The organism is Hafnia sp., from assembly GCF_036648275.1.
Classification (GTDB): domain Bacteria; phylum Pseudomonadota; class Gammaproteobacteria; order Enterobacterales; family Enterobacteriaceae; genus Hafnia; species Hafnia alvei.
This window is the reverse complement of record NZ_JAVXIQ010000017.1, coordinates 34,068-56,303: the sequence shown is the minus strand read 5'-3', so window position 1 is coordinate 56,303 and position 22,236 is coordinate 34,068. Positions and strand designations below refer to the sequence as shown.

The window sequence follows — 22,236 nt, the reverse complement described above, 5'->3', positions numbered from 1 at the left end:
TAAACATGCGGGTTTCGTTGCCGATGTATGGAATCAATCGCGATGATGTAGAGCTGCTCTGGCAGGGACTTTCTCGTTGGCTGACGCAGGAGGGGGAAGAGGATTTGCCGCCTAATCTGTGCTGGCCGGATGATCTCTATGCGCATTGGCAGCAGCCTGATTTATTACTCAGCCAAACCTGCGGCTATCCACTACAGGAAACATTGAGTGCAAAAGTCGATGTGGTGGGGGTGTTCCGCTATCGTGCACCTGGGTGCGAAGGTAACGATTATCGTAGTTTTTTAGTGGCGAGAAAACAGGACGCCGGTGCCGATATTGGTTCATTTTTAGGCCGCAAAGCGGCGTATAACAGCGAGGATTCCCAGTCCGGCTACAATGCGCTGCGCTCGGTGATTGCGCCATTGGCGCACCATGGGCGCTTTTTTGCCAGCACGTTGCAGACCGGATCGCATCGCGCTTCACTGCTGGCGATTAAACAGGGCGACGCCGATATTGCCGCCATTGACTGCGTGACGCTGGCGCTGCTGCAAAAAGCAGAGCCGCAATGTATGAGTGGTTTGAAGATTATCGGGGAAACGCCACCGGCACCCGGTTTGCCGTTAATTACCGCGGCGGGAAATGAAACGCGTTTGCTGCGTTTGCGCCATGCGCTGAAAAAAATGGTGGAAGATCCGTCGATGACGGCGGTGCGTTCACGTTTATTGATTAGCGGTTTTAGCCCGCTATCCGTGGATGAATATCAGCGTTGTAGCGATATGAAACTGCGGGCAGCCGCGCTAGGCGTGACGCGGCTGTAAAGTCTTCGAGGCGCTTAACGTTTTTGCAGCCAGCGATCGAGCTGGTTGGCGAATTCTTGTCTATCGCGCTGATGCAGCGTCGCTGGGCCGCCGGTTTGTACACCGCTGGCGCGCATGGTATCCATAAAATCACGCATGTTCAGGCGTTCTTTGATGTTGGCTTCGGTATAAAGCTCGCCGCGAGGGTTTAGCGCCACGCCGCCTTTTTCCAGCACTTCGGCCGCCAACGGAATATCTGCGGTGATGACTAAATCACCGGGATTGACGCGACGCACAATTTCGTTATCCGCAACGTCAAAACCGGCTTCAACGCGCAGGCTACGAATAAAGCGCGATGGCGGGGTGCGGATGGTTTGGTTCGCAACCAGCGTGACAAAAATTCCGACGCGATCGGCGGCGCGAAACAGCACCTCTTTGATCACGTTTGGGCAGGCATCGGCATCGACCCAAATTTGTTTTGCTTCTGACATTACTCTTCCTTTAGCCAGTCTTGAACCGGCAAAAAATCACGCTCAAGCGCGGCCTCTGGTGAATTTGGCTCAGGGTGGAAATCATATTCCCAGCGAACCAGCGGCGGCATCGACATTAAAATAGACTCGGTTCTTCCGCCAGTTTGCAGGCCAAACAGCGTACCGCGATCCCATACCAAATTGAATTCAACGTAGCGGCCACGACGATACAGCTGGAATTGGCGTTCGCGTTCACCGAAGGGGGTATCTTTGCGTTTGGCCACAATAGGCAGATAGGCGGTGTTAAAACCGTTTCCCACGGCCTGCATGAAATCAAAGCAGCGATCGAAATCAGGGGTGTTTAGATCGTCAAAGAACAGGCCACCCACGCCGCGTGATTCCTGACGATGTTTGATAAAGAAATACTCATCGCACCATTTTTTATAGCGCGGATAAACCTCTTCGCCAAACGGCTGACACAGATTGCTCGCGGTGCGGTGCCAATGCAGTACGTCTTCTTTGAAAGGATAAAACGGCGTGAGATCGAAACCGCCGCCAAACCACCATACGGGCTCTTCGCCCTCTTTTTCAGCGATAAAAAAACGCACGTTGGCATGGCTAGTAGGCACATAAGGATTGAGCGGATGGATCACTAACGATACGCCCATCGCTTCGAAACTGCGTCCAGCTAATTCAGGACGGTGTGCGGTGGCTGAGGCGGGGAGTTGCCCACCGGTAACGTGGGAAAAATTGACGCCAGCCTGCTCAAATATGGCACCCTGAGTCAGTACGCGGCTGCGTCCGCCACCACCGGCCTCGCGCTGCCAGTTATCCTCACGAAACGTGGATTGCCCATCGGCGGCAGCAATTTGCTGACAGAGAGAATCCTGCAGGCTCAGCAAAAAAGCTTTTACCTGCGCAGAAGAAGGCTTGCTCATGACGTTTTCCGCTACATTGCTCAATGAAATAAAATGCATCTAATGATGCAAATAAGTGCGCCAGTATAGCGGAAAACGGGGCTTTTCTCTTTAGATCAACGTTAAAGAAATTATTAGACTGCTGAAGCCTAAAGAAGCAGGTGAGTAATCTCAGACTCCTTAATTTATGAAAAATAACCGCTAGCACCTTAGTAAAAAAGAGTTATCTAATTTGTGATATAAGGTATGGGGTATTTCGCTTATGTCTTAATAATTCATATAAAGCATGATTACTTTTAACTCCCAACTTGCGCATTGCATTCTTTTTCTGTCCATGAATGGTTTTTGCACTTTTATTTAAAATATATGAAATCTCTGTAATTGTGTTTTCTTTCTGAATTAAATTGAGTACTTGATACTCACTATAAGTTAAACGAACATTGGAACAAGCTATGCAAGAAGATAAACAATATTTATCATCAATATCTGATGATCTGGATAAAGAATTTAAAATACCATCTTTTATTTTTAAAATTACAGAATTTACTGAGTCATCTCTGTATATTATGTTAAGGTTTTCGCAGCAAGTTTTTGATTTCAGAACTGAACTGTCATTGTTATCAATAATAAAAAAATAAATAAATTTAGACTCAGTTGTTATGAGTGACAACAAACTTTTACATGTATCACTCTTAGCAGTAGAAATAAACTTTAAATTTATAGTTTTATCACCCAGTTGTATGTTGCTTTCTAATCGAAAATTGTTAGAAAGAATAGAAAATAATCCATTAAGATAAAATCTATTATCATCGTTAGTACTGATGTTAAAGTTGTAGTAATTTTTCACTTTAATTCCTTGTGGAGTTTGAATGAGAAAATTCTACATTCGATATTTAAAATGTGTTGAATGAATAAAGTTTAATAAGGCTAATTTTTTCTTATTAAGTGAAAATGCAATATTATTCGATTGATTTTATTAAAGTTTATTGCAGTAAAGTTGAGGGGTAATACTTGTTGATATGACATATCCAGAACTAAACTCTCGATCTATCTTTAAAGAAACCCAACCGTCTTTCCTAATTAAAAATCCATATAGATATTTGAATGCAATATCACTAGGCAAGTTATCACCGTCACGTATAATAAGTTTAGTAGTCCTTATGTGCAAAAAATCATTTTTTAGTGAGTATTCAACATCTGCCTCTCTATTGATGATGAATTGTTTACCACCCGAGTTAACTTTTGCATTATAAGTGATAACCCCCTTATCACTGGACAGCATAAATAATAAACTCCCAGATGAAGTGTCGACAATATTTTCATATATAAATTGATACTGAATAATCGATGTACAACGAATTTCACTCCCGACCTGATAGTAGCGGAAACGAAAAGAAAAAAATGAAGCACAGATAATTAAAAAAATACAAGAAATTAATCTGATTTTATTCACGGGTTAATTTCCATATTAATTATATATATAGAACGACAAAACTCTTTCTTTTCTTTAGTTTCTGAACAAATCAGCAATGATTTTCTCGCTAAAGTATTTAAATCATCGTAGTAAACTCGCTCATTTTCATTGCAAGAAATTCCTATGCTCTTTATTTCATTCTCTATTTTTTCTCTTGATAAATAGGGCGCATCATTTTTTAAATAAAATAAACACCCCATGAGTTTGCCGCTCATTTTGTAATCGCTTAAAGCATCAAAAAGATACTCATTCTTACTTATAAGATGATATAATCCGGCACTAATGAAAAAAATACTTACCGCAATGAGAAAAGTCCATAGCGGAGCTTTTACTGACTTAATGCTAGGCCTTTGTTTATGAATGTCTACGACGGTATTCTTCTCAATTTTATTTTCTATAACAGGAATATCTATAACAGGATTATCTAGATATGAAGAAATGGTTACATCACTAGAAATAGATATACCTTTTCTTGGGATCGTTACTAAGACCTCCTTTGAAACTCCTAGTTGCCTAAGCGCCTTTCTAATTAATGAGATGTTTTGATAAAATGTATTGGTGTTAATTGGAATGTTGAATTTAGTCCATACTTCGTAAAATAGCTCTTCTCTAGTCGTTATCTCATAGCCATGGCAAATAATAATAGATAGGCAATTGTTTGCAGGGGACGTAAGTAAAACTTTATTTTCAGGCATATCTAACCTGAAAAGCTCGGATCTGTAACTATTATAAATAATTTGATTGTCGATTAAAATACTATTGCTCACACGATTTATCTCAGATGAATGTATAAAATATTTAATTCAGATATTAACCGTATTGAATTTCTATAGTCAATAGAATAAATAATGTTTAGTTTTGCCGTTAGCCTTAATAATAACTCTAGGTAGTCTTATTAATATTTTTGTTCCTTATTAAGATTTTAATTAATCCCATTTTTATGAGGTTTATCGGATTTACAAGTCATCTACTACTAAATTTTTTTTTGGTATGCAATCATTGAATTAAATATTAAAACTAGTTGATTTCTAGTTTGACTATAGGAGAAGTTATGAAGAGGTTGACGCTACTGCTATTTTCATTAGCACTAATACCATTAGCAGGTATGTCGAATGATGGGGTTTTGATCGCTATCAATGGTTCAATAGTGGTTGAGAATAAAAAAACTTGCGTATTAGATGCTCCTGCCGGAGTTACGCAGGTATTATTTACGTACAGAAAAGATAAAATTCCGAATTACTATTATATTTGGAACAATGTCGTTGACTATGATGGCACAAAAAATGGTATAGCTAGTCAGTATTTTAAGCATGTCGACTACAGAGTGACATGTAGCTTTAAACCAGGCAGCGATAGCTCAATTCGAGTGAGCTATTCACTAAATGGTGATGCTAAAGTAGCAAACAGCGGGAGCCGTACGCTGTGGTATTACTTAGAATCGTCTCAGAGTGAGAATGCTGGGTTTATAGTACGAAGAAAAAATGATAATGATTGGTTAAACTTTAGAGGAGTATCTAATCAATCTGAAGTTTACAATATAATAGCGAGTGAGTTTACAAAACTGACTAATGGAAATTATGAAGCGACGATGTCTTATGCAATTGCATTCACAGGTGCAGATCTTAATTCACAAAATTATTCAGATGAGCTAATCAAAGGTAGTTTGGTTGGTGTGGGGGCTTACTCTCGCAACATTACACTCAACGTTGAGTATGATTAATATATCCCCCATTGGCATTAAAAACCTAAAACAATAATAAATAAGACGTGATTTTATTTTTTATATTATCTTAATACAAAAATATCAGTAGATTTAATTTTATGTAAGTTGAATGTAATGAGTATATCCTGCAATCTTAGTAAAAGACAGCAGGGTACCAAGAGCTGATAATTGAGTTGTATTGAGAGGGGGTTCGTAATGGTTAGCTATATGGTGGATTTTAAATTCACATTACATACTTTATCTCTAATTATAAAAAATGATAAATAAAGAAAAATGAAATATATATTTTTAGCTATTTTATCATTTAGCAACTTTTTGCACGCAGGCTCATCTTCAGGCTATGTTATTTTTAATGGCGAAGTTGCCGAGGCAATGCAACCGACTTGCGATTACTCAGCATTGAATTTAAATGTATCAATTCCTATTGCAAAAGTGAAAAGCATCCCAACAACACTGGAATTAGATAATGCGCTAAAGGGGCTAATTACATCTGGAGAAATCGCTCCAAATGGAGATGCTTCTGTTAAAAATGCATATCAAGCATTAGGCACTGGTTTTGGAAGTGTAAATATGGATGTTACCTGTAAAGGATTGACTCAATATTTTACTGTTAGCACTCAATCCATAGTCAATGACAGTACGTGTTCATCGGTTGGATGTAAATATCTAAGTGTACGGAGTTCTGATACTGATATAAGTAAGAATTTTGCACTTTCTATGTTTATCTCCGCTTCAATATATGGAACTGGAGGTATCAGTACAGGATGGGTCAATCCATCTGTAAAAGGTGGGTTTAGTAGCATCCTGAGTGAGGATGGTGGCTTTCCTCTCTTTTATAGAGAAGGAGTGGAAGCCAAAAAGAAGAACATTGAGTTTAGTTTTGTATTAGTAAAAAAAGAAGGAGATGGACCCACTGAATGGGAAAAATCAAAAGATACAGGTGAATATTCCTACAATAGCTCGATTGTAATGCAATTTATTTATCAATAGTTCTGCATATCATCATTATGGTTTATTAAGTTGATAATCCATAATGATGAAAGTAATAAATACTAGTAATTTCAATTAAATATAAAGTGAAGGGAACATGAATAAATTAACTTTAGCAATCTTACTAGCTACTGTAGGAATCAGCAGTGCGCAAGCCGCAACTACAGTTGAATTAGCAAAAGGACGACTCATTTTTACGGGGGCATTAAATCAGTCTGGCTGCACTGTAACTAATGCTGTAGATGGTGGGGGGGATATCAACATTCCTATGCCAGGTTCACTGGGTGTCACTAAAGTTAAAGCCTTGACCGCGGCTACATCAGCAGGATGGAGTTCACTGGATGAAGATGTGAAATATAGCAAAGCGAAATTACCATTTGCGTTGAATATTGAGTGTCCAACCGATGATATTTACGCATATGTAGATGGAATTACGGGAGTTAAGGATGATGCTAAAGCTAACTTCTCCACTAAGGCAAAGTTGTACTTCTATGGCCAAGATAATGGGGCATCAGGATTTATTCCGACTACAGATTCAGGGAGTGTTGTGGGGCTCTTGGCGGCAGATAAAAATTCATCTAACCGTAGCGTTGGTATAGCTGTGAAGCAAATTGACTCTAAGAAAGGGGACAAGGTTATCGATCTCGACCCAGCTAACTCAGCTGATGGTGTAGCTATTGATGTTAATTGGGTTGCGGGGACTAAGAGCATTACTGCACAGCCAACATTTGACTTCGCATATGTGCCAGCTAGCAGCAAGGCTAGTGTTGGTGGTGGTGTAACAACTGCGACAATGCCATTCAAATTTGAATATAGATAAATAAGATATTATAAAAATATTAGTTATTAAATAAAAGGGAGAACTTCTCTCCCTTTTTCTGATATTAAAGAATTGAATATGAAAAAATATATATTAACTTCGATATTATTATATCTTTATTGTATTTCTTGGTCAGCGTTTTCTGCAGTAATTCTTCAGAAAACGAGAGTTATTATAGAACCAGATTGCAAAGAGGCTGAGTTAGTTCTTGACGCACAGAAAAATGTATCTTCATTAGTGCAGTCATGGGTGACAGGGCCAGACGAGTCAGTTGCTTCGCACTTTACGATAACCCCTGCGATGAGTCTGTTAAAGGCAGGACAAAGCCAATCCCTGAGATTAATCTATCAGGGGGAAGGCGCTCCTAAGGATAGAGAAAGCTTATTATATATTAATATTCAAGATTCAGTTGCTGTCTCTGATGATATGCAAGGAAAAAATGCTATAAACTCGTCTTTCTTACAAGTGATCAAAGGATTCTATCGACCAAAGTCTTTACCACTAGAAGGGGCTGCTGCTGCTCCACTTGCACTAAAGTGGGAGGTAAAGCGTCAAGGTACGAATAAATTCATGCTTAAGTTAACAAACCCTACACCATACCATGTGGTATTTTCAGGTATATCTTTAGTGGGTGGCAAAAAAAAATTGGATGAAAAACCACACAGTTTTGTTGATACAAAATTTGATTATATAAAACCATATTCAATATCTGAAATAAAACTATCAGGAGTGTATGAAATAAACAAAGCTGAGAAGGTTGTCTATATTATAGTAAATGACTATGGAATGGCAGAAGCTTATATAGCAGAAATAAAAGAAGGAAAATCAACGAAAATAAAGCGCATAATTCGTGATAAAAAATGAATATGTTGCGTAGTTTTACATTGATAGTTTGTATGTCAATATTGAAACTGAGTTCAGTTTTTGCAGAACAGGTAATAGGAACGCAAACGCTCAAAATTTCAGCTGAGCTTGTAACTCCAAATTGCAGTTTAGAATTTCCATTAGGCTATACCACCGATTTCGGCAGCCTCAATATAGGAGAAATTAGCGCTGCCCCATCTGAGATAGATAGTAGTGTGCTGCGTTATATTAGGCAAAAATCTGCTTTTGGTAGTATTGCTGATGAATATAAGAATGCTACATCTCCAATTAGATTAATAATATCTTGCTTAAGTAATAGTAGTTTTGCTATGGGGGACTACTCAAAATATTATATATCTTTCGGTGATTTATCTCAGGTGTTACCTGGGAATATTCCTGGTGCGGCATCTGGAGGTTATGTTTATAAATTAAACTCTGGTGGAGATAATACAATAAAGAGTTTGGGTATTGTTCTTTTTGTTAAGGATTTACTTTCTTCTACTCACGGAGGGGTAAATGGTCTGGTAAAACCTGGAAGTAAATATAACTTTATAGAAAACTATAGTTTTGAGAAAAATAGCTCAGGTACTGCATATGAAGCTATGTTTGATATTTCCCCAGGATTATTTTGGGCTAATGTAAACCATGTCTCTGATGGGGGCATTTTCTCTACTGAAATGGTTGTAACTCTAGGATTTAATTGATGAAAAAAAATACACTTAAAATTATTATACTGGCAATTACGATGGCAACTATGCCTGTACATGCTGGTTTTTCATTATCTACGACAAGAGTCGTTTTTCCATCAAATGAACATGAATATGATCTTACCGTTACGGCTGGAGATGATGATGTCGTTTTTCAAAGTTGGCTTGAAAAAGATGGGGACTCATCAGTAGACACTCCATTTTCGGTAATACCATCATTGGGACGTATACATTCTTCACAAGCACAGATAATTAAAATTGTATATCAAGGTATTTCTATGCCTAAAGATCGTGAGTCTCTATTTTGGCTAAATGTACAAGAAATACCACGGATTTCGGCATCTATGGCTGAGGGGAAATCTTCTGGACTATCTTTTACTATCAGGCAAAGAATAAAAATGTTCTTTCGCCCTGATAGTGTAAAAACAGATCCAATTACTATGACTGAAAGGTTAGATATAGTTTTGGGTAAAGATGGAAAGGTGCTAAAAATATTTAATTCTAGTAATAATTTTATTACATTGATTGGGTTTAATCGTCATAAAAATATTAATGATAAAGAAGTCATTTTAGATTCGATTATGATTCCTCCACTATCAGAAATAGAATCATCATTTTCTTCACCAGTACCAAGTGATTCAATAGTATATTTTTCATCTATTGGTGATTCTGGTTTTAGCAAGAACTTTAGTGCTGTCCTAACAGTGGGTAAAAAATCAAATCCAAAAAAGGTTTAGATTCTAAATTGTAACTTTTGCATATAATTACTTTATCTGAATATCTTCAGATATATTTTTGAATTTTTTTCAAGTGAATTTTAAGTATGAAACTCAATGTTATTACTTTGAGCCTTGTTTTTTTATTTCCTGCTGGATATGCAAAAGGTAAGACTTATGAAGCAAAGTCCCTGCAGGTGAATAATCATGTGGGGAGCCAACAGACTGATGAAAACTCTAATGCTCAAAAAAATATGCAAAATGAAAAACTTGTTTTCAATACAAGTTTTATTCGAGGAGACAACGCTGCGGTAGATATCGATACTTTGTTAAATAGTGGTGTTTTACCAGGGGACTATGACGTCTCTATATATTTAAACAGTAATTTAAAAACAAGGAAAAACATAAAATTTGTAAAGAATATCAGAACTAATCAGGTGGAAGCATGCTTGACACCTTATCTACTAAATAAAATAGGCATTGATGTTCATAGCTTATTAAAAAGTAATGATGCAATTAAAGATGAAAAATGCGTTGACCTGAAAAATATAATTTCAGATGCATATCAGAGTTATGATGCTGGCCGCTTTAGGTTATCGATTAGTATACCTCAAGTCTACTTAAAACAAGACTCACTTACAGTGGTAGATACGTCATTATGGGATTATGGTATTGCGGCCGCATTCACTAACTATAATTTGAATGTTGCTACAAGTAGATCTGGCCATGGTCAAGGTACCGCAAACAGTCTCTCATCTACATTGAATAGTGGAGTTAATATGTTTGGGTGGCGTTATCGTAATTCATCCTCAGTCTTGAGTAATAAACAAGAAAAATTTAATTTTTCAAGTTTTACTAATTTCGTAGAACATGATTTAGAATTATTAAAGGCACAACTACGTATTGGTGACGTATTTGCTGTTTCAAGGCTTCTTGATGGCTTTGGAATTAGAGGAATTCAGTTGAGCGATGACCTTGCAATGCAAGCTAATGGTGACTCAACATTAAAACCTATAATTAGAGGTGTTGCTGAAACAAACGCAACTGTTGAAATCCGTCAAATGAATTTCTTGTTGTATACAGAAAAAGTTCCACCAGGTCCTTTTATGCTTACTGATATTAACCCTGCAGGTACATCAGGAGACCTTGAAGTTAAAATAATAGAAGCTGATGGGCGCGAAAAAGTAACAATTCAGCCATGGGGAAGCAATGCATACATGGTGAGGAAGAATTTTTTTACATATGATCTCTCTGCGGGGAAATATAATCAATATAGTGATTCTAACAAGTCTTTAAATGTTATAAATTTAGATTATACATATGGTCTGGCAGAAAATTTAAGTATCTTAGGCGGGGCACAAGTAACTAAAGGTTATTATGGATTAGGCTTTGGATTAGGAACTAATACTCCTTTTGGACCCGTTGCCTTAGATATTGAACAGTCATCAAGCAAAATTAAAAATAATAATGAGCATGGAACAAGCATCAGATTTAGTTATAATAAATTGTTTGATGATTCAGGTACTAGTTTGGGATTTATCTCACAACGATTTTCAACCGAGGGATTTAGATCACTGAGTTCACATGCTCAATATATAGAAGCTGATAGTGATTCGCTCGTAGATATTACTCCAAAGCTTTCTACATCTATTAGTCTAAATCAAAATTTAAATAATTTTGGTGGTGGTTCTATCTATTTATCTCTATCTGATAATCGATATTGGAATAACAAAGGTCGCTCTAGCAGTATATCATCTGGCTATAATAATAACTGGGGGAATTTAAGTTATAGCATTTCACTTACTCATTCAAGCAATTTGGCTATGCGTGGTGTTAAGAGTCAGGATGATACCTCAATTGGCTTAAATATAAGTATGCCACTGGGATCCTCTTATCATCCTATTACGTTAAGCTCATCGGTGAATCATACAAGTGATGGCAAATACTCACAAACTGCTTCAGCTAATCAAAGCCTTATGTTGCTTGGCCAGCAGGCCTCGTATTCATTATATTCATCTGGGACGCAAGGTGATTTCAATTCTATTGGTGCAAATTTAAATTCACAGACACCTTTTGTAAGTTATAGCATGTCGGCTTCTAAAGGAGAAGATTACACTAACGCCGGTGGTAGTTTCACTGGGGGAATCATCACTCATTCTGGTGGGGTGAATTTTACACCGGGGTTAAACGAGACGGTTATTATTGCAGACGTTGCGGGTATAGAAGGTGTTGAAGTTAATTATTCTTCAAGAACAGGAACAAATGGATATGCTGTAATTCCTAGCGCATCTCCTTATACAGTCAATCAAGTTCTTATAGGGAAAAATGTCCCCGGGAATATTGAGCTAAATGAAACAACGCAAACATTGGTTCCGCGTCGTGGAGCTATTGTAGAAGCTCATTTCTTAGCAAAAAAAGGAAGACGTGTAGAGTTCTTATTTGTTAAAAATGATTCTGAAAATGTACCATTCGGTGCGACTGTCAACGATGAGGATGGCGAGTTTCTGGGTATAACAGATCCAAAGGGAAAATCATTGGTATTGTTACCAAGTAATATCGGTAGACTTAGGGTCCATTGGGATAAAGAAACGTGCTATGCAGAGTATAATCTCGGCCCTGAAGATAAGACATTATATTTTGAAAAGGTAAAATCGCGCTGCCACTCACAAGGCTCAGAGTCAATGCTAAATGCTAACTCACAAGGAATATTAAATGGGCTATAGAGCTATATTTAACAGTAGTTTGTTGCTGTCAATAATCTTATTATTATTTTCAAAATGCTTGTGGGCTGTTGTCTCACCGGCATGTATACAGACATCGTATACTCCGACATCATGGCATTTTAAAGGCGGAGATTTTACCGCGTGGTTAGCAACTAACCCAGCAGCAACAGACTATTTTGTTGTTGCTGATAGAAGTATTACGTCGAGTGATATGTCAGATATACCATTAGTCTGTGATGTGACTTACGCAAATGGCACAGGAGGTACAACTCATGTAATCAGAGCTATAAACACTTATATTAGACCACAAATGAGTTTTTATCCTGGTAATTCCAGTTATTATCAAATGGATGGTTTTTCCGGTATTGGTTTTCAAATAGTTCTTAATTGGAACAACTCGGCTATTTTCATGTATAAATCATCTGGTGGAGGTATGAAAAAAAATAATAAAATCTCTATTTATCCTAGTGAGGCAAATAAAGCATTACTTAACTTTCCAGCATGTACTACTGAAGGTACTGGTTATGGCGCTTCTATGTGTACATGGGGAGGTGCATATGGGGGTATGAGCGCAGGTAACTATATACCTCAATATCTGAATAAAAACTGGGTTTATGAGCTGAGGGCATATAAGCTTAGCCCAAGCGTTACTCTAGGCACTTTTACATCAGATAAATTACCGAAGGTCAATGTAGATGCCAATTTCCAGTATTGGGGAGTTGGAAGTTGGGCATCAAGCTCGCCAAAAATGTATTGCCTTGGCTGTTCTGCTGCAGAGGGAGTGCCTCCGACAGTGACAGTACCAGCTAACTGCACCATCATTACTGAAAATCCAAAACTAGTCACTTTGCAGCCGTTTCCAATTAGATGGACTGACTTTACTCAATCCCAGTCTGCAGGGACTTTGATAAAAGCTAATGAACAATGGACTCCTTTTACTCTAGAACTCTCCTGCGACAAGTCTGTAAAAGCGACGCTGTATGCCAGTGATGCAACTATTTCAAGAGCACCTGCTGCTGATGCTTGGGGAAAGCTAATTAATTCTGCTGATGCTGGTTCTAATGTCGGCGTTCAAATCTACTATAAGACCGAAGCTGATAAAACCTGTACTAATTCGTCTTCGGGAGTAATTAATGGATTACCTCTTGAATTAAACAGAACTAATACTAAACGTATCAGCGTGGCGGGTGCTAATAGTTCTATTAGACCCTTTCAGTCTTTTTGCGCAAGATATTACACGACAGCTACAAGTAACGATAACCTGTCAATCGGAACAGTGACGGCTACAATGGCATACACCTTCGAGTATGAATGATTTCACGCACATTTTTATTAAACTATTAGCCATTTATTCTTGATAAGGATTTACCGATGATTATTAATGAAAGATATTTTATTTCAACCATTTTGATTTTTTTATCTGTCCCTCATGCTTTTGCATCAGTTCCGTATCTGTACGATGATGGTGGTATATACCATATTGAAACTGATAACTATCCTGCAATGGATGAGCAAGCAGACAATGGAGTTGGGTATCCATTTCCTTATGTCATGGGTATCAGCAATGGTTCTTTCGTTAATTTTATCGGTAGTGATTTTTTAATTACTACTTCTGGACAGCTTAATTCAGCAATTTTTCTTGGCGGCAAGGGTAACTCTTCATTATTAAGTATAAAAGGGCTGCAAGATAAGCCAGCGCATATAAAATCAGATGGTTCTGCTATTGTTATATCCAATACTTCTTATGGACAGAATAATAAACTAATTCTTGATAGCGTAAATATCTCCCAAGGCACTGTGTATTCTAACAGTGATGCTGCAATATCCACCTATGATGGGGGAGGGAATTCAGGAATACAGTTTATAGATATAAAAAATAGTATAATAAATTTTAGTCGTGGAATTGTTGCAACAAATTCAATAGTTGATTTATTTAATGTTGTGATAAATGCCTCTTCAGGTATAGGTGTCATTATCAACCAAAGTGAAGCTAAGCTAAAAGCAGATAAAGTAAATATAACCTCTATGCTTAGTGCTATCGTAGGCACGGCTACTGGCGTAGGTGATAATGCAACGTTTGGTCGAATTGATATTAGTAACAGCAAATTGGTTACGTTAGGTAATAATGCCCCAGGGATCTCTTTAAGTGCTTATACCTATCCCGGAAATCCACCAGCATCAGGTCCATGGATTAGAGATAGATTTACTTTGATGGATGTTAATATTCAGACGAAAGGTGCAGGCTCGTATGGAATTAATATGAGCAACATGAATGGAACAGCCAAAAATGCAAGCATAAATACTGCAGGGCGATCCTCATTTGGTGTATTTATAAATAATAATGCCAAATTAGAAATGGATTCTCCTATTATTACTACTGATGGTGACAATTCCTATGGTATATACAGTTTTTTAACGCCTAAAGGTGATTCTAAAAACCTATACGGTGATGTCGCTGTAGCCGCAAGCAATGCGAAAATTTTCACTCATGGGTTTTCTTCCTATGGGGTTGTTATCAATGGTTATAATATTAATAATGGCGAAAATGTAGCAAATGTTGCATTGGATAGTTCAAGTATTTCAACTTCTGGTGATTTGTCTCATATTGTCTATTCACTTAATGGAGGTGCTTTTGATGGGCGCAATTTGACCCTCTCAACGCAAGGTAACGGCTCGTACGTGGCATATGCATACGGCATAGCTCCGACTGGGTCCACTCAAATTAATTTATCAGACTCCAAGATCGAAACGAAAGGTATTAATTCCTCTTTGCTGCTTGTTAATCAAGGTGGAAATTTAGTTGCTGAAAGCATTGATGGTAAAACTTATGGTAATGAAGCTTATGGGCTTTATAGTAATTCAGAACGGTCGGTCATACACATAAAAAATTCGGTTCTTAGTACGTTTGGTGAGAAATCAGGAATTTTTTTGGGAATGAATGGCGGTTCACTATATGCATCTGGTCTTATTGCGAATAGTAATGGTGATCAGGCCGCTGGTCTAATTTTTTCTGGTTTAAGCAATATTACTACCAGCGATGAAACAAAAAAATATAGCGATTACACAAATTATGCAAGAGTAAGAGATTCGACGTTCAATCTAAAACAAGGTTCTGGTATCAATATTTATGGTGGGGACCACACTGATATTGAATTAAATAAAAGTCATTTTTTTTCTGGTACAAACCTTCCTGATTCAGAACGTTATTCTGTGATTATATCTGCGTTGCCCATCAGCCTTAATGGAAATCTGAATTACAATCAGGCTCAAGATGTAAAGTTAAATATTAAAAATTCATCCTCGCTCAATGGCAGTATTCTCGTTAAAGATGAAAGTTACGTGGAGAACATTACCCTCGACCATTCTCAGTTAATTGGGGATGTATTTTTATATGATGCCAGTCAACTTAATGAATTTACACTAAAAAACAACAGTGACTGGACCGGAAGTGCGAAAACGGAACAAAGTGAACATAGTATCTCGCGTCTTACGATAGATGATAGTAGCTCTTGGCTAATTTCGGGAGGAGATTCAAAAGTTAATGAACTAGTTAACTTAGGTGAAATAAAATTTTCGAAACCAACCGATACTCTTTCAAACCAAAACTTGACTGTTGATGGTAACTACACTGGCGGTGGAGTTTTGGTGATGAATGGTTTTCTGCGCTCTGATAATTCGGATTCAATAGTCGATTCATTCAAGATACGTGGTGATGTATTGGGAGAACCTACGCGAGTTAAATTTCTAGCGGCTGATGATTTGGGCATGGCTACTAAAGGGGATGGGATTCAAATTATTCAAGCTATGCAGGCTTCTAATCCAACTAATTTTATACAAGATGGAAAAATTAGTGCTGGTGCTTATGATTACACTTTGGTAGCTCATGATCAAAGCGGTGATTTTAAGGGGAGTTGGTACCTTACTTCACAGAAAAACCCAGTAGTCATCCCCCCAGATCCTGATAAACCAACGAATCCTATTGGACCGAGCAAACCATTAGATCCATCTAAACCGGTTTTACCTCCTCCTCCAGTGAAACCTTTGGATCCAAAGGAGCCTGAGATTCCTATTTTACCTAAGCCCCCAGTTGCTCAAAACTTCAGACCATTGGTAGTTGCAGCTAGTATTGTTCCATCACTGGCAAACAGCGTTGCTTTAACATCTTTAGGCAACTATCAGGATCGTGTTGCTGGCACAGATAAAAGTAAGATTGCCAACGGTGCATGGGGGCGTATTTATAATAGCGAAATGGATGTAAGACACCATTACGGAAATGATATGTCGAGTAGATCATTAAACTTTGCTAAAAATGGAGCAAACTATTCTCGCCATGTGGCAGGTCTACAAATAGGTCAAGAATTAGGCCAATTGCATAGTCAAGATGGCTCCCATCATTTTGGGGTATCTTTCGGAGAAAACCGAACTAAAGCAAACGTTGATGGTATATATAGCGGCGATAGCCAAGCCGGAAAAGTTAGGGTGAATAATACCTCATTTGGCGGGTACTGGACGTATTTACTTAACAATGGGCTATATATTGACACACAGCTCCAAGCCGATTTTCTTAGCAATATTGACATATCAACGTCTGAGGGACAACACCTGCATACGCACGGTTGGGCGAGTGATATTTCGCTTGAAGCGGGGTATAAATTACTTTTGAATAAAAGTTTTTTTATAGAATCGCAATTGCAAACAATATTTCAGCATGCTGATATTAATAGCACCTCGAGTAAAAACTCTAATCTAAGAGTTGATTATGAAGTTACTAATGTTATCTATAACCGTTTCGGTATTAGAGCAGGTATTTATATTGATAATGACTCAGATACAGTTGTTTACTCTAGGTTTAACTACTGGAATACAGAAAATAATCATACAAGTACATACTATTCTAATTATAAAGGGAAAAAACAGTCTCGAGTGAAACTACATTCCGAGTTAGGAGGCGATTGGTATCAGACTGGAATTGGAGTTAGCCACATGTTTGATAAAAATTCCGCCTTATATGCTTCATTTGACTACGAACAACGCTTAAAATCAAACTCAGGACATGGGGTTTCAGGTATTGCTGGAGTAAAAATAGAATGGTAATTTTATATAAAAATAACCTTGCTTTATTTCTCAGCATTATCCTATCTGTATTTTTTTATTCAGTTAGTGCAGATGTTAGTGCAATACCGCAAGATATGCAGTTACGTGCATTAGTAGAAGAATCACCTATAGCTTGTAAGGTTGGATTTGATGGTGATAAAGGTGATTATGTGAATTTTGGTAAAATCACTCCGTCACAGATAAATGATGCTCCAACTGGGGGGGCATTGTCTATTAATGACGTTTTTATTACTTCAAATTTTAATAATATTTATGATTCAAAGGATCCCCTTGCTGTATTAACGGTATCATGCAGTGGGGAGCAGGATATAAATCCTGAAGCAGTAAAAATACAGTATGGAACCAGTGGGCAAAAGGCAATCCTTTCATCACAAGTTAATGGCTATCAGTTAGATTCTGGGCCTAACCAGCCTTTTCTTGCTTTTGCTTTATACGCACGAGATAAGAACTCAACCTCGCAGGGGAAATTAGACCAGTACATTTTACCAGGTCAATTTTCACCTTTAGAAACTGATAGTTTCATTACAAATGGCGATGTGAGTAGTGCATCAATTCTGCTTTATCCTGCACTATATTGGCGTGATAACACAGGAAAAAATACCGCACCAGGAATAATAACAACATCAATTGACTTTGTTGTGACTATCGCTTAGCTAGCTATTTTGGCAGCTCTAATCAAGAGCTGCATATTTTCTAATGAAAACATTTACTCATTCACTAATCATCGAAAATAGTTATATGTAGAATGACATTCAATGCATTTTATTACAATATAGTGCTGGAATTCCATCGCTTAAATAAACGATATCTCCATTTATAGTTTGATAGTTATCTAATACAATTCCTCTGTTTTCTCGCATTAAGAAATCGGCAAAAAATAAACCTAACCAAGTATTATCCATCGTGTCATTTGGTTTTATTGAGACACTTTCTGAAGTTGCGATGAGTTTGTTATTGATTTCTTCATAGTTAAATGACACTTGGCGGGAGATATATAAATTTAGACCATTTTCATCCTGGTAATTTCCAGATACGTTAAGTTTTCCTGTTTTATTTTTTTGTAAAAACTCTAATGTTATTAGAACAGCTAATTTTTTTTTACCATAATTTTGTGTCAACTGACCATAACAATCAGATGGAACATCATTTTTACTTACTGATAGCCTCAAGATAATACCTGAGAATATAAATATTGTTAGATAAATAAAGATGTGTTTTTTTTTCATTTTTTTACTCCTGTATAATAGATTACTTCGCATTGTGTATTTTCTTTGTTACATTTAACCCATGACCAGTAATCATTTATTTCAGAAAGTGTGAGGTAATAGTTTTCATCACTCAAGCAAGAGCTTTTTTCATGATTTATTTTATCTAAAATATACTGATAATGTTTTTTTATATCTTTATTTTTTCCATAGTACTTACATGCGTCAATCATAGTGACAAAATGGTAATCATCGAAAAATAATGTATTTTTTCTTCCTTCCGATAACCAGATTTTTTCAAAAATAAATATCGAGAATATAATAAAAATAAATAATAATATCATTATTTTCTTAAACTCTAATATGGCGCGAATATTCTTATTTGGATGGTTTTTATTCGCACTATCCACAACTTCATCCTTTTCTAGTAAGGATGTCTGATCTATTGCTTCAATTTCCTCTATAATTGTAGCTGGCTGTAACAAAATTCCTTGTCTTGGTATAGTTTTTACAATGTCTTCTTTTAAGCCAGCTGCCTTTAGGCCTTTCCTTAGTAAGGAAATATTCTGATAAAGGGTGTTTGGCAAAACGTATGCGCTTTTCTCTCCCCACACCAGACTCATCAAACCTTCTTGAGATATGATTTCTGGTCTTTGTTGAATTAAGATGAACAGAATACTTGCTACAGGTGCGTATAATTTAATCGATGTATCGTTATTAGCTGGAATTAAAATATTTTCACTTGGAATGAAGTATACTGATTTATTTATAAGGTACTGATTTTTCATAATATTCCTCAGGATATCTATTGTGTCCTAGCTACAGTAATAACCTTTTTTTTCGAATGGTTTATATTGAGTGCATCCATAAATAGCCTTATTGTGACTCTATAAATGATTTAATTTTTCTATTTTACCTTTCTTGCTGGTTTTATCCTATTGTTTTAATGTTAATTGATTGAGAAAAATCCCAAGATTGTTGTCTTTTTTTTACACAGATGGAATTATTAGGTTGTATAATCTTTATGACACTTTGTAGTATATGATGCTATCGAGCTATTCATATTTATAACTAGATTGTTATTGTTTATGAATTTCTTTTACTATCTCATGAAGAATTAATAAATTGGTTTTTAAAAAGTATACGTATATATCTGAAGTTTTTACAAAATAGATACAATGTATATTAAATCTTATTAGCCAATATTTTCCCATTTATACTAGCCTAGTCTTCGCAGTTCATACTATGCGTATGACCTGATGTTTTTTATATTAAACTGTTATCTATTTGTTGATATTTTGTTTTTTTGTATTATACCCCATGAGCGCTTTACGTTTAAATTAAGAATACCCCCATAATATATCACTTGATATTTAAATTAATATATTGATTTGTTACGTGTTCTGTTTGATGGCTGTTTTTTGAGAATTACCTCATGATTTAGATTTTTCTGCTTATAATTCAACTTTTATAAAATTAAAATACTTAAAAGTGATTTTTTTAAATTATTCTGTGGGTTTTTATGTTGATTGTTTTTTTGTGTTTAATCTGGTGTTAGGGCGGCTAGCTACGGCGGGTTCTCTACAAATTGACGTCAGAAAATAATAATGTAGCATTTGGGTTGTAAATTCTTTGGCTATTTTTTGATAATGGTTATTAGCTCTGAAAATATATTCACTTTCCTATTTTTACTACTTGCTTTCTAAGTGTGCATGCCTTTTTAAACGTATTTCTGATAGGGAAGGTTTAATGATTTGTTATTTATTTGTGTTTGCAATATTAGTGTTTTTAATTAAAAGCTCAAAAATAATTATCTAATTGAATGGAGTCGCTGCCTTGAACAAGATCTATCGCGTCATTTGGAATCATTCATTGCGTTGTTTTGTTGCTGTCTCTGAACTATGTATGAATAAGAAAAAGGCTGCCGGCACCGTAGTTTCGGCTGCTATTGTTAGCTCATTAGTTTTTTCTGTAAATGCTAAAACCATTGGTTATGATAGCAGTGAATTAAGTTCAGAAGATCTACAAAACTTGAAATTAGAACTCGACGATTTAATAACAAAAATTAATTTTGTTGTCGAAGATAATGATCTCACTGCAACGCCAACGAATCCTGAGCCAGCATATAATAATTTCAGCGTACCTAACTTGGGTCGAGCTGTTGCAACTAATGATGCTGTCACTATCGTTGTGAATGGAACAGTTGCGGCTAACGGTGTCGGAACCTGGGGAACAGGGTCAGGAAGTGAACATCGAACTGACGGTATCGGCGTGCCAGGAACTTCATTAGGTATCACCTATGCCACTGCAATTGGTAATGCTAGCTATGCTAACTCGGGTGGGACATCAGTGGGCTCTTCTGCTTCAGCTGCTGTTGGGGCCGTAGCCATGGGGGCGTATGCTAATGCAGCTGGGCGAGCTTCAGTGGGTATTGGGTCTGCTGCATATAGTGGCCAGCATGCAGTAAGTATAGGTTCTTGGAGTGCGGCAGCAGGAGTCAGAAGTAATGCTATTGGTAGCTTATCTGGTGCCACTGGGATGGATTCTACAGCTATTGGTACATCCTCTATGGCAAGTGGTGATCGCGCTATTGCTTTAGGTTCGAGCCCAAGTATGGGGGACACGCTTGACCCTGTGCAAGATACAACGATGAATACTAAGGCTTCGGGGATTGATTCCATTGCCATAGGAACAAATGCAAAATCCGCATCAGATGGTGCCATTGCTATTGGATTAAATAGTGCTGCCAACATAGCTAATGTTTTAGCCATTGGTACAAATGCGGTGGCTAGCGCTGTCAATTCTATAGCTATTGGTGCTGATTCAGTAGCGGACAGAATAAACAGCGTGTCAATAGGGAAGGTTGATTCTACCCGCCAGCTAGTCAATGTTTCCGCTGGAACCGCTGAGCATGATGCCACTACAGTCGCGCAGTTGAAGCCAGTCATCAGTGCTTTAGGCGGCGGTGCCAGCATTGATGCCACAACAGGTGCTGTTACTGGCCCGCAGTACACCCTGACAAAAATTAATCCAATTACAGGAGGCAGCCAGACTGTATCAACAGCATTTACATCTATAGGTGATGCTCTTGGCAATCTGAATTCGAGCATTTCGAATCTCTCGAATTCTGCCTTACGCTACGTTGATTCCACCTCTAAGTCTATGCTAATGCTCGGAGGTGATGATGGGACTACGATAACAAATCTGAAAGCAGGCGAGATCAGTGTGGCGAGTAGTGATGCGGTCAACGGCAGCCAGCTATTTGCCACCAATACGGCGGTGGCGGGCAATAGCGCAAATATTGCGCTAAACGCCAGCGGGTTGAAGGCCACGGCGGCGGCGCTGGGCGGCGGGGCGGCTATCGGTGAGAGCGGGGCGTTTACAGCGCCGCGCTATGCGGTGCAGGGCAAGAGCGTACAGACGGTCGGCGATGCGCTGAGCGTGCTGGACGGGGGGATCGCCAAAAACAGCGGCGATATCACCAGCCTGACCGACAGCCTGACGAGCATCAGCCAAGACATCAGCGCGGGCACCACGGGTCTGGTACAGCAAGACAGCGATACGCTGGGGGTCACCGTGGCGGCATCGACCGGCGGCGGCACGGTGAGCATTGCCGGCCGCGACGGTGAACGCGTACTGAGCGGGGTAAAAGCGGGTCGCTTAGCCACGGACAGTCGTGAGGCGGTCAACGGCAGCCAGCTATTTGCCACCAATACGGCGGTGGCGGGCAATAGCG

19 protein-coding genes are annotated in these 22,236 nt (G+C 37.9%); 12 read left to right on the top strand and 7 right to left on the bottom strand.

Translation table 11 applies throughout. The features are described 5' to 3' along the window. The first annotated feature begins 5 nt into the window (after positions 1 to 5). Positions 6 to 797, top strand: coding sequence for a phosphate/phosphite/phosphonate ABC transporter substrate-binding protein (locus tag RSC70_RS14735; protein ID WP_234619080.1), 792 nt, complete (start codon positions 6 to 8; stop codon positions 795 to 797). A gap of 14 nt (positions 798 to 811) precedes the next feature. Here RSC70_RS14735 and RSC70_RS14730 read toward each other — a convergent pair whose 3' ends face one another. From RSC70_RS14730 to RSC70_RS14710, 5 genes are all read right to left on the bottom strand, one after another. Further along, complete coding sequence (locus RSC70_RS14730; protein ID WP_025800755.1) at positions 812 to 1,267, bottom strand: YaiI/YqxD family protein; 456 nt, start codon at positions 1,265 to 1,267, stop codon at positions 812 to 814. Then, on the bottom strand, positions 1,267 to 2,184 hold the full coding sequence (gene hemF, locus RSC70_RS14725) for an oxygen-dependent coproporphyrinogen oxidase (RefSeq protein WP_332542889.1): 918 nt from the start codon (positions 2,182 to 2,184) through the stop codon (positions 1,267 to 1,269). Before hemF ends, RSC70_RS14730 begins: the two co-directional genes overlap by 1 nt. A gap of 202 nt (positions 2,185 to 2,386) precedes the next feature. After that, positions 2,387 to 3,010: a helix-turn-helix transcriptional regulator gene (locus RSC70_RS14720; protein ID WP_332542888.1), complete on the bottom strand. Its 624-nt coding sequence runs from the start codon at positions 3,008 to 3,010 to the stop codon at positions 2,387 to 2,389. Positions 3,011 to 3,139: 129 nt separating this feature from the next. Continuing rightward, entirely contained in the window at positions 3,140 to 3,616 is a 477-nt protein-coding gene (locus tag RSC70_RS14715) for a hypothetical protein (RefSeq protein ID WP_332542886.1), read from the bottom strand. Continuing rightward, positions 3,613 to 4,404 (bottom strand): winged helix-turn-helix domain-containing protein, encoded by a 792-nt coding sequence (locus RSC70_RS14710; RefSeq protein ID WP_111329199.1) that lies wholly within the window; start codon positions 4,402 to 4,404, stop codon positions 3,613 to 3,615. Before RSC70_RS14710 ends, RSC70_RS14715 begins: the two co-directional genes overlap by 4 nt. Before the next feature lie 284 nt (positions 4,405 to 4,688). Here RSC70_RS14710 and RSC70_RS14705 point away from each other — a divergent pair, with 284 nt between their 5' ends. The 10 genes from RSC70_RS14705 to RSC70_RS14660 all read left to right on the top strand — a co-directional run bounded on the left by RSC70_RS14705 (position 4,689) and on the right by RSC70_RS14660 (position 17,948). Further along, a complete protein-coding gene (locus RSC70_RS14705; protein ID WP_096386807.1) occupies positions 4,689 to 5,357 on the top strand; it encodes a hypothetical protein in 669 nt (222 codons plus the stop codon). Between the two features lie 276 nt (positions 5,358 to 5,633). Further along, entirely contained in the window at positions 5,634 to 6,350 is a 717-nt protein-coding gene (locus tag RSC70_RS14700; protein WP_332542884.1) for a hypothetical protein, read from the top strand. 97 nt (positions 6,351 to 6,447) lie between these two features. Next, positions 6,448 to 7,170 carry a hypothetical protein gene (locus RSC70_RS14695; RefSeq protein WP_096386813.1) on the top strand — a complete coding sequence of 241 codons (723 nt, stop codon included), beginning with the start codon at positions 6,448 to 6,450 and terminating at the stop codon, positions 7,168 to 7,170. Positions 7,171 to 7,248: 78 nt separating this feature from the next. Beyond that, positions 7,249 to 8,034 (top strand): fimbrial biogenesis chaperone, encoded by a 786-nt coding sequence (locus tag RSC70_RS14690; protein ID WP_332542882.1) that lies wholly within the window; start codon positions 7,249 to 7,251, stop codon positions 8,032 to 8,034. Next, positions 8,031 to 8,738, top strand: a complete 708-nt coding sequence (locus RSC70_RS14685; protein ID WP_332542911.1) for a hypothetical protein — start codon at positions 8,031 to 8,033, stop codon at positions 8,736 to 8,738. The genes RSC70_RS14690 and RSC70_RS14685 overlap by 4 nt, the downstream gene beginning before the upstream one ends. Then, positions 8,738 to 9,478 carry a fimbrial biogenesis chaperone gene (locus tag RSC70_RS14680; protein ID WP_332542881.1) on the top strand — a complete coding sequence of 247 codons (741 nt, stop codon included), beginning with the start codon at positions 8,738 to 8,740 and terminating at the stop codon, positions 9,476 to 9,478. Before RSC70_RS14685 ends, RSC70_RS14680 begins: the two co-directional genes overlap by 1 nt. A gap of 86 nt (positions 9,479 to 9,564) precedes the next feature. Then, entirely contained in the window at positions 9,565 to 12,180 is a 2,616-nt protein-coding gene (locus tag RSC70_RS14675; RefSeq protein WP_332542880.1) for a fimbria/pilus outer membrane usher protein, read from the top strand. Next, complete coding sequence (locus RSC70_RS14670) at positions 12,170 to 13,495, top strand: fimbrial protein (protein WP_332542879.1); 1,326 nt, start codon at positions 12,170 to 12,172, stop codon at positions 13,493 to 13,495. Before RSC70_RS14675 ends, RSC70_RS14670 begins: the two co-directional genes overlap by 11 nt. Before the next feature lie 56 nt (positions 13,496 to 13,551). Continuing rightward, entirely contained in the window at positions 13,552 to 17,274 is a 3,723-nt protein-coding gene (locus RSC70_RS14665) for an autotransporter outer membrane beta-barrel domain-containing protein (RefSeq protein ID WP_332542877.1), read from the top strand. Further along, on the top strand, positions 17,268 to 17,948 hold the full coding sequence (locus RSC70_RS14660; protein ID WP_332542876.1) for a hypothetical protein: 681 nt from the start codon (positions 17,268 to 17,270) through the stop codon (positions 17,946 to 17,948). The genes RSC70_RS14665 and RSC70_RS14660 overlap by 7 nt, the downstream gene beginning before the upstream one ends. A gap of 99 nt (positions 17,949 to 18,047) precedes the next feature. Here RSC70_RS14660 and RSC70_RS14655 read toward each other — a convergent pair whose 3' ends face one another. Both RSC70_RS14655 and RSC70_RS14650 read right to left on the bottom strand, forming a co-directional pair. Next, positions 18,048 to 18,521 (bottom strand): hypothetical protein, encoded by a 474-nt coding sequence (locus tag RSC70_RS14655; RefSeq protein WP_332542875.1) that lies wholly within the window; start codon positions 18,519 to 18,521, stop codon positions 18,048 to 18,050. Then, complete coding sequence (locus RSC70_RS14650) at positions 18,518 to 19,288, bottom strand: winged helix-turn-helix domain-containing protein (RefSeq protein ID WP_332542874.1); 771 nt, start codon at positions 19,286 to 19,288, stop codon at positions 18,518 to 18,520. Before RSC70_RS14650 ends, RSC70_RS14655 begins: the two co-directional genes overlap by 4 nt. Positions 19,289 to 20,336: 1,048 nt before the next feature. Between RSC70_RS14650 and RSC70_RS14645 the strand changes: the two genes are divergently transcribed. Next, on the top strand, positions 20,337 to 22,236 hold a 1,900-nt coding region (locus RSC70_RS14645), incomplete at its 3' end, for an ESPR-type extended signal peptide-containing protein (protein WP_332542873.1).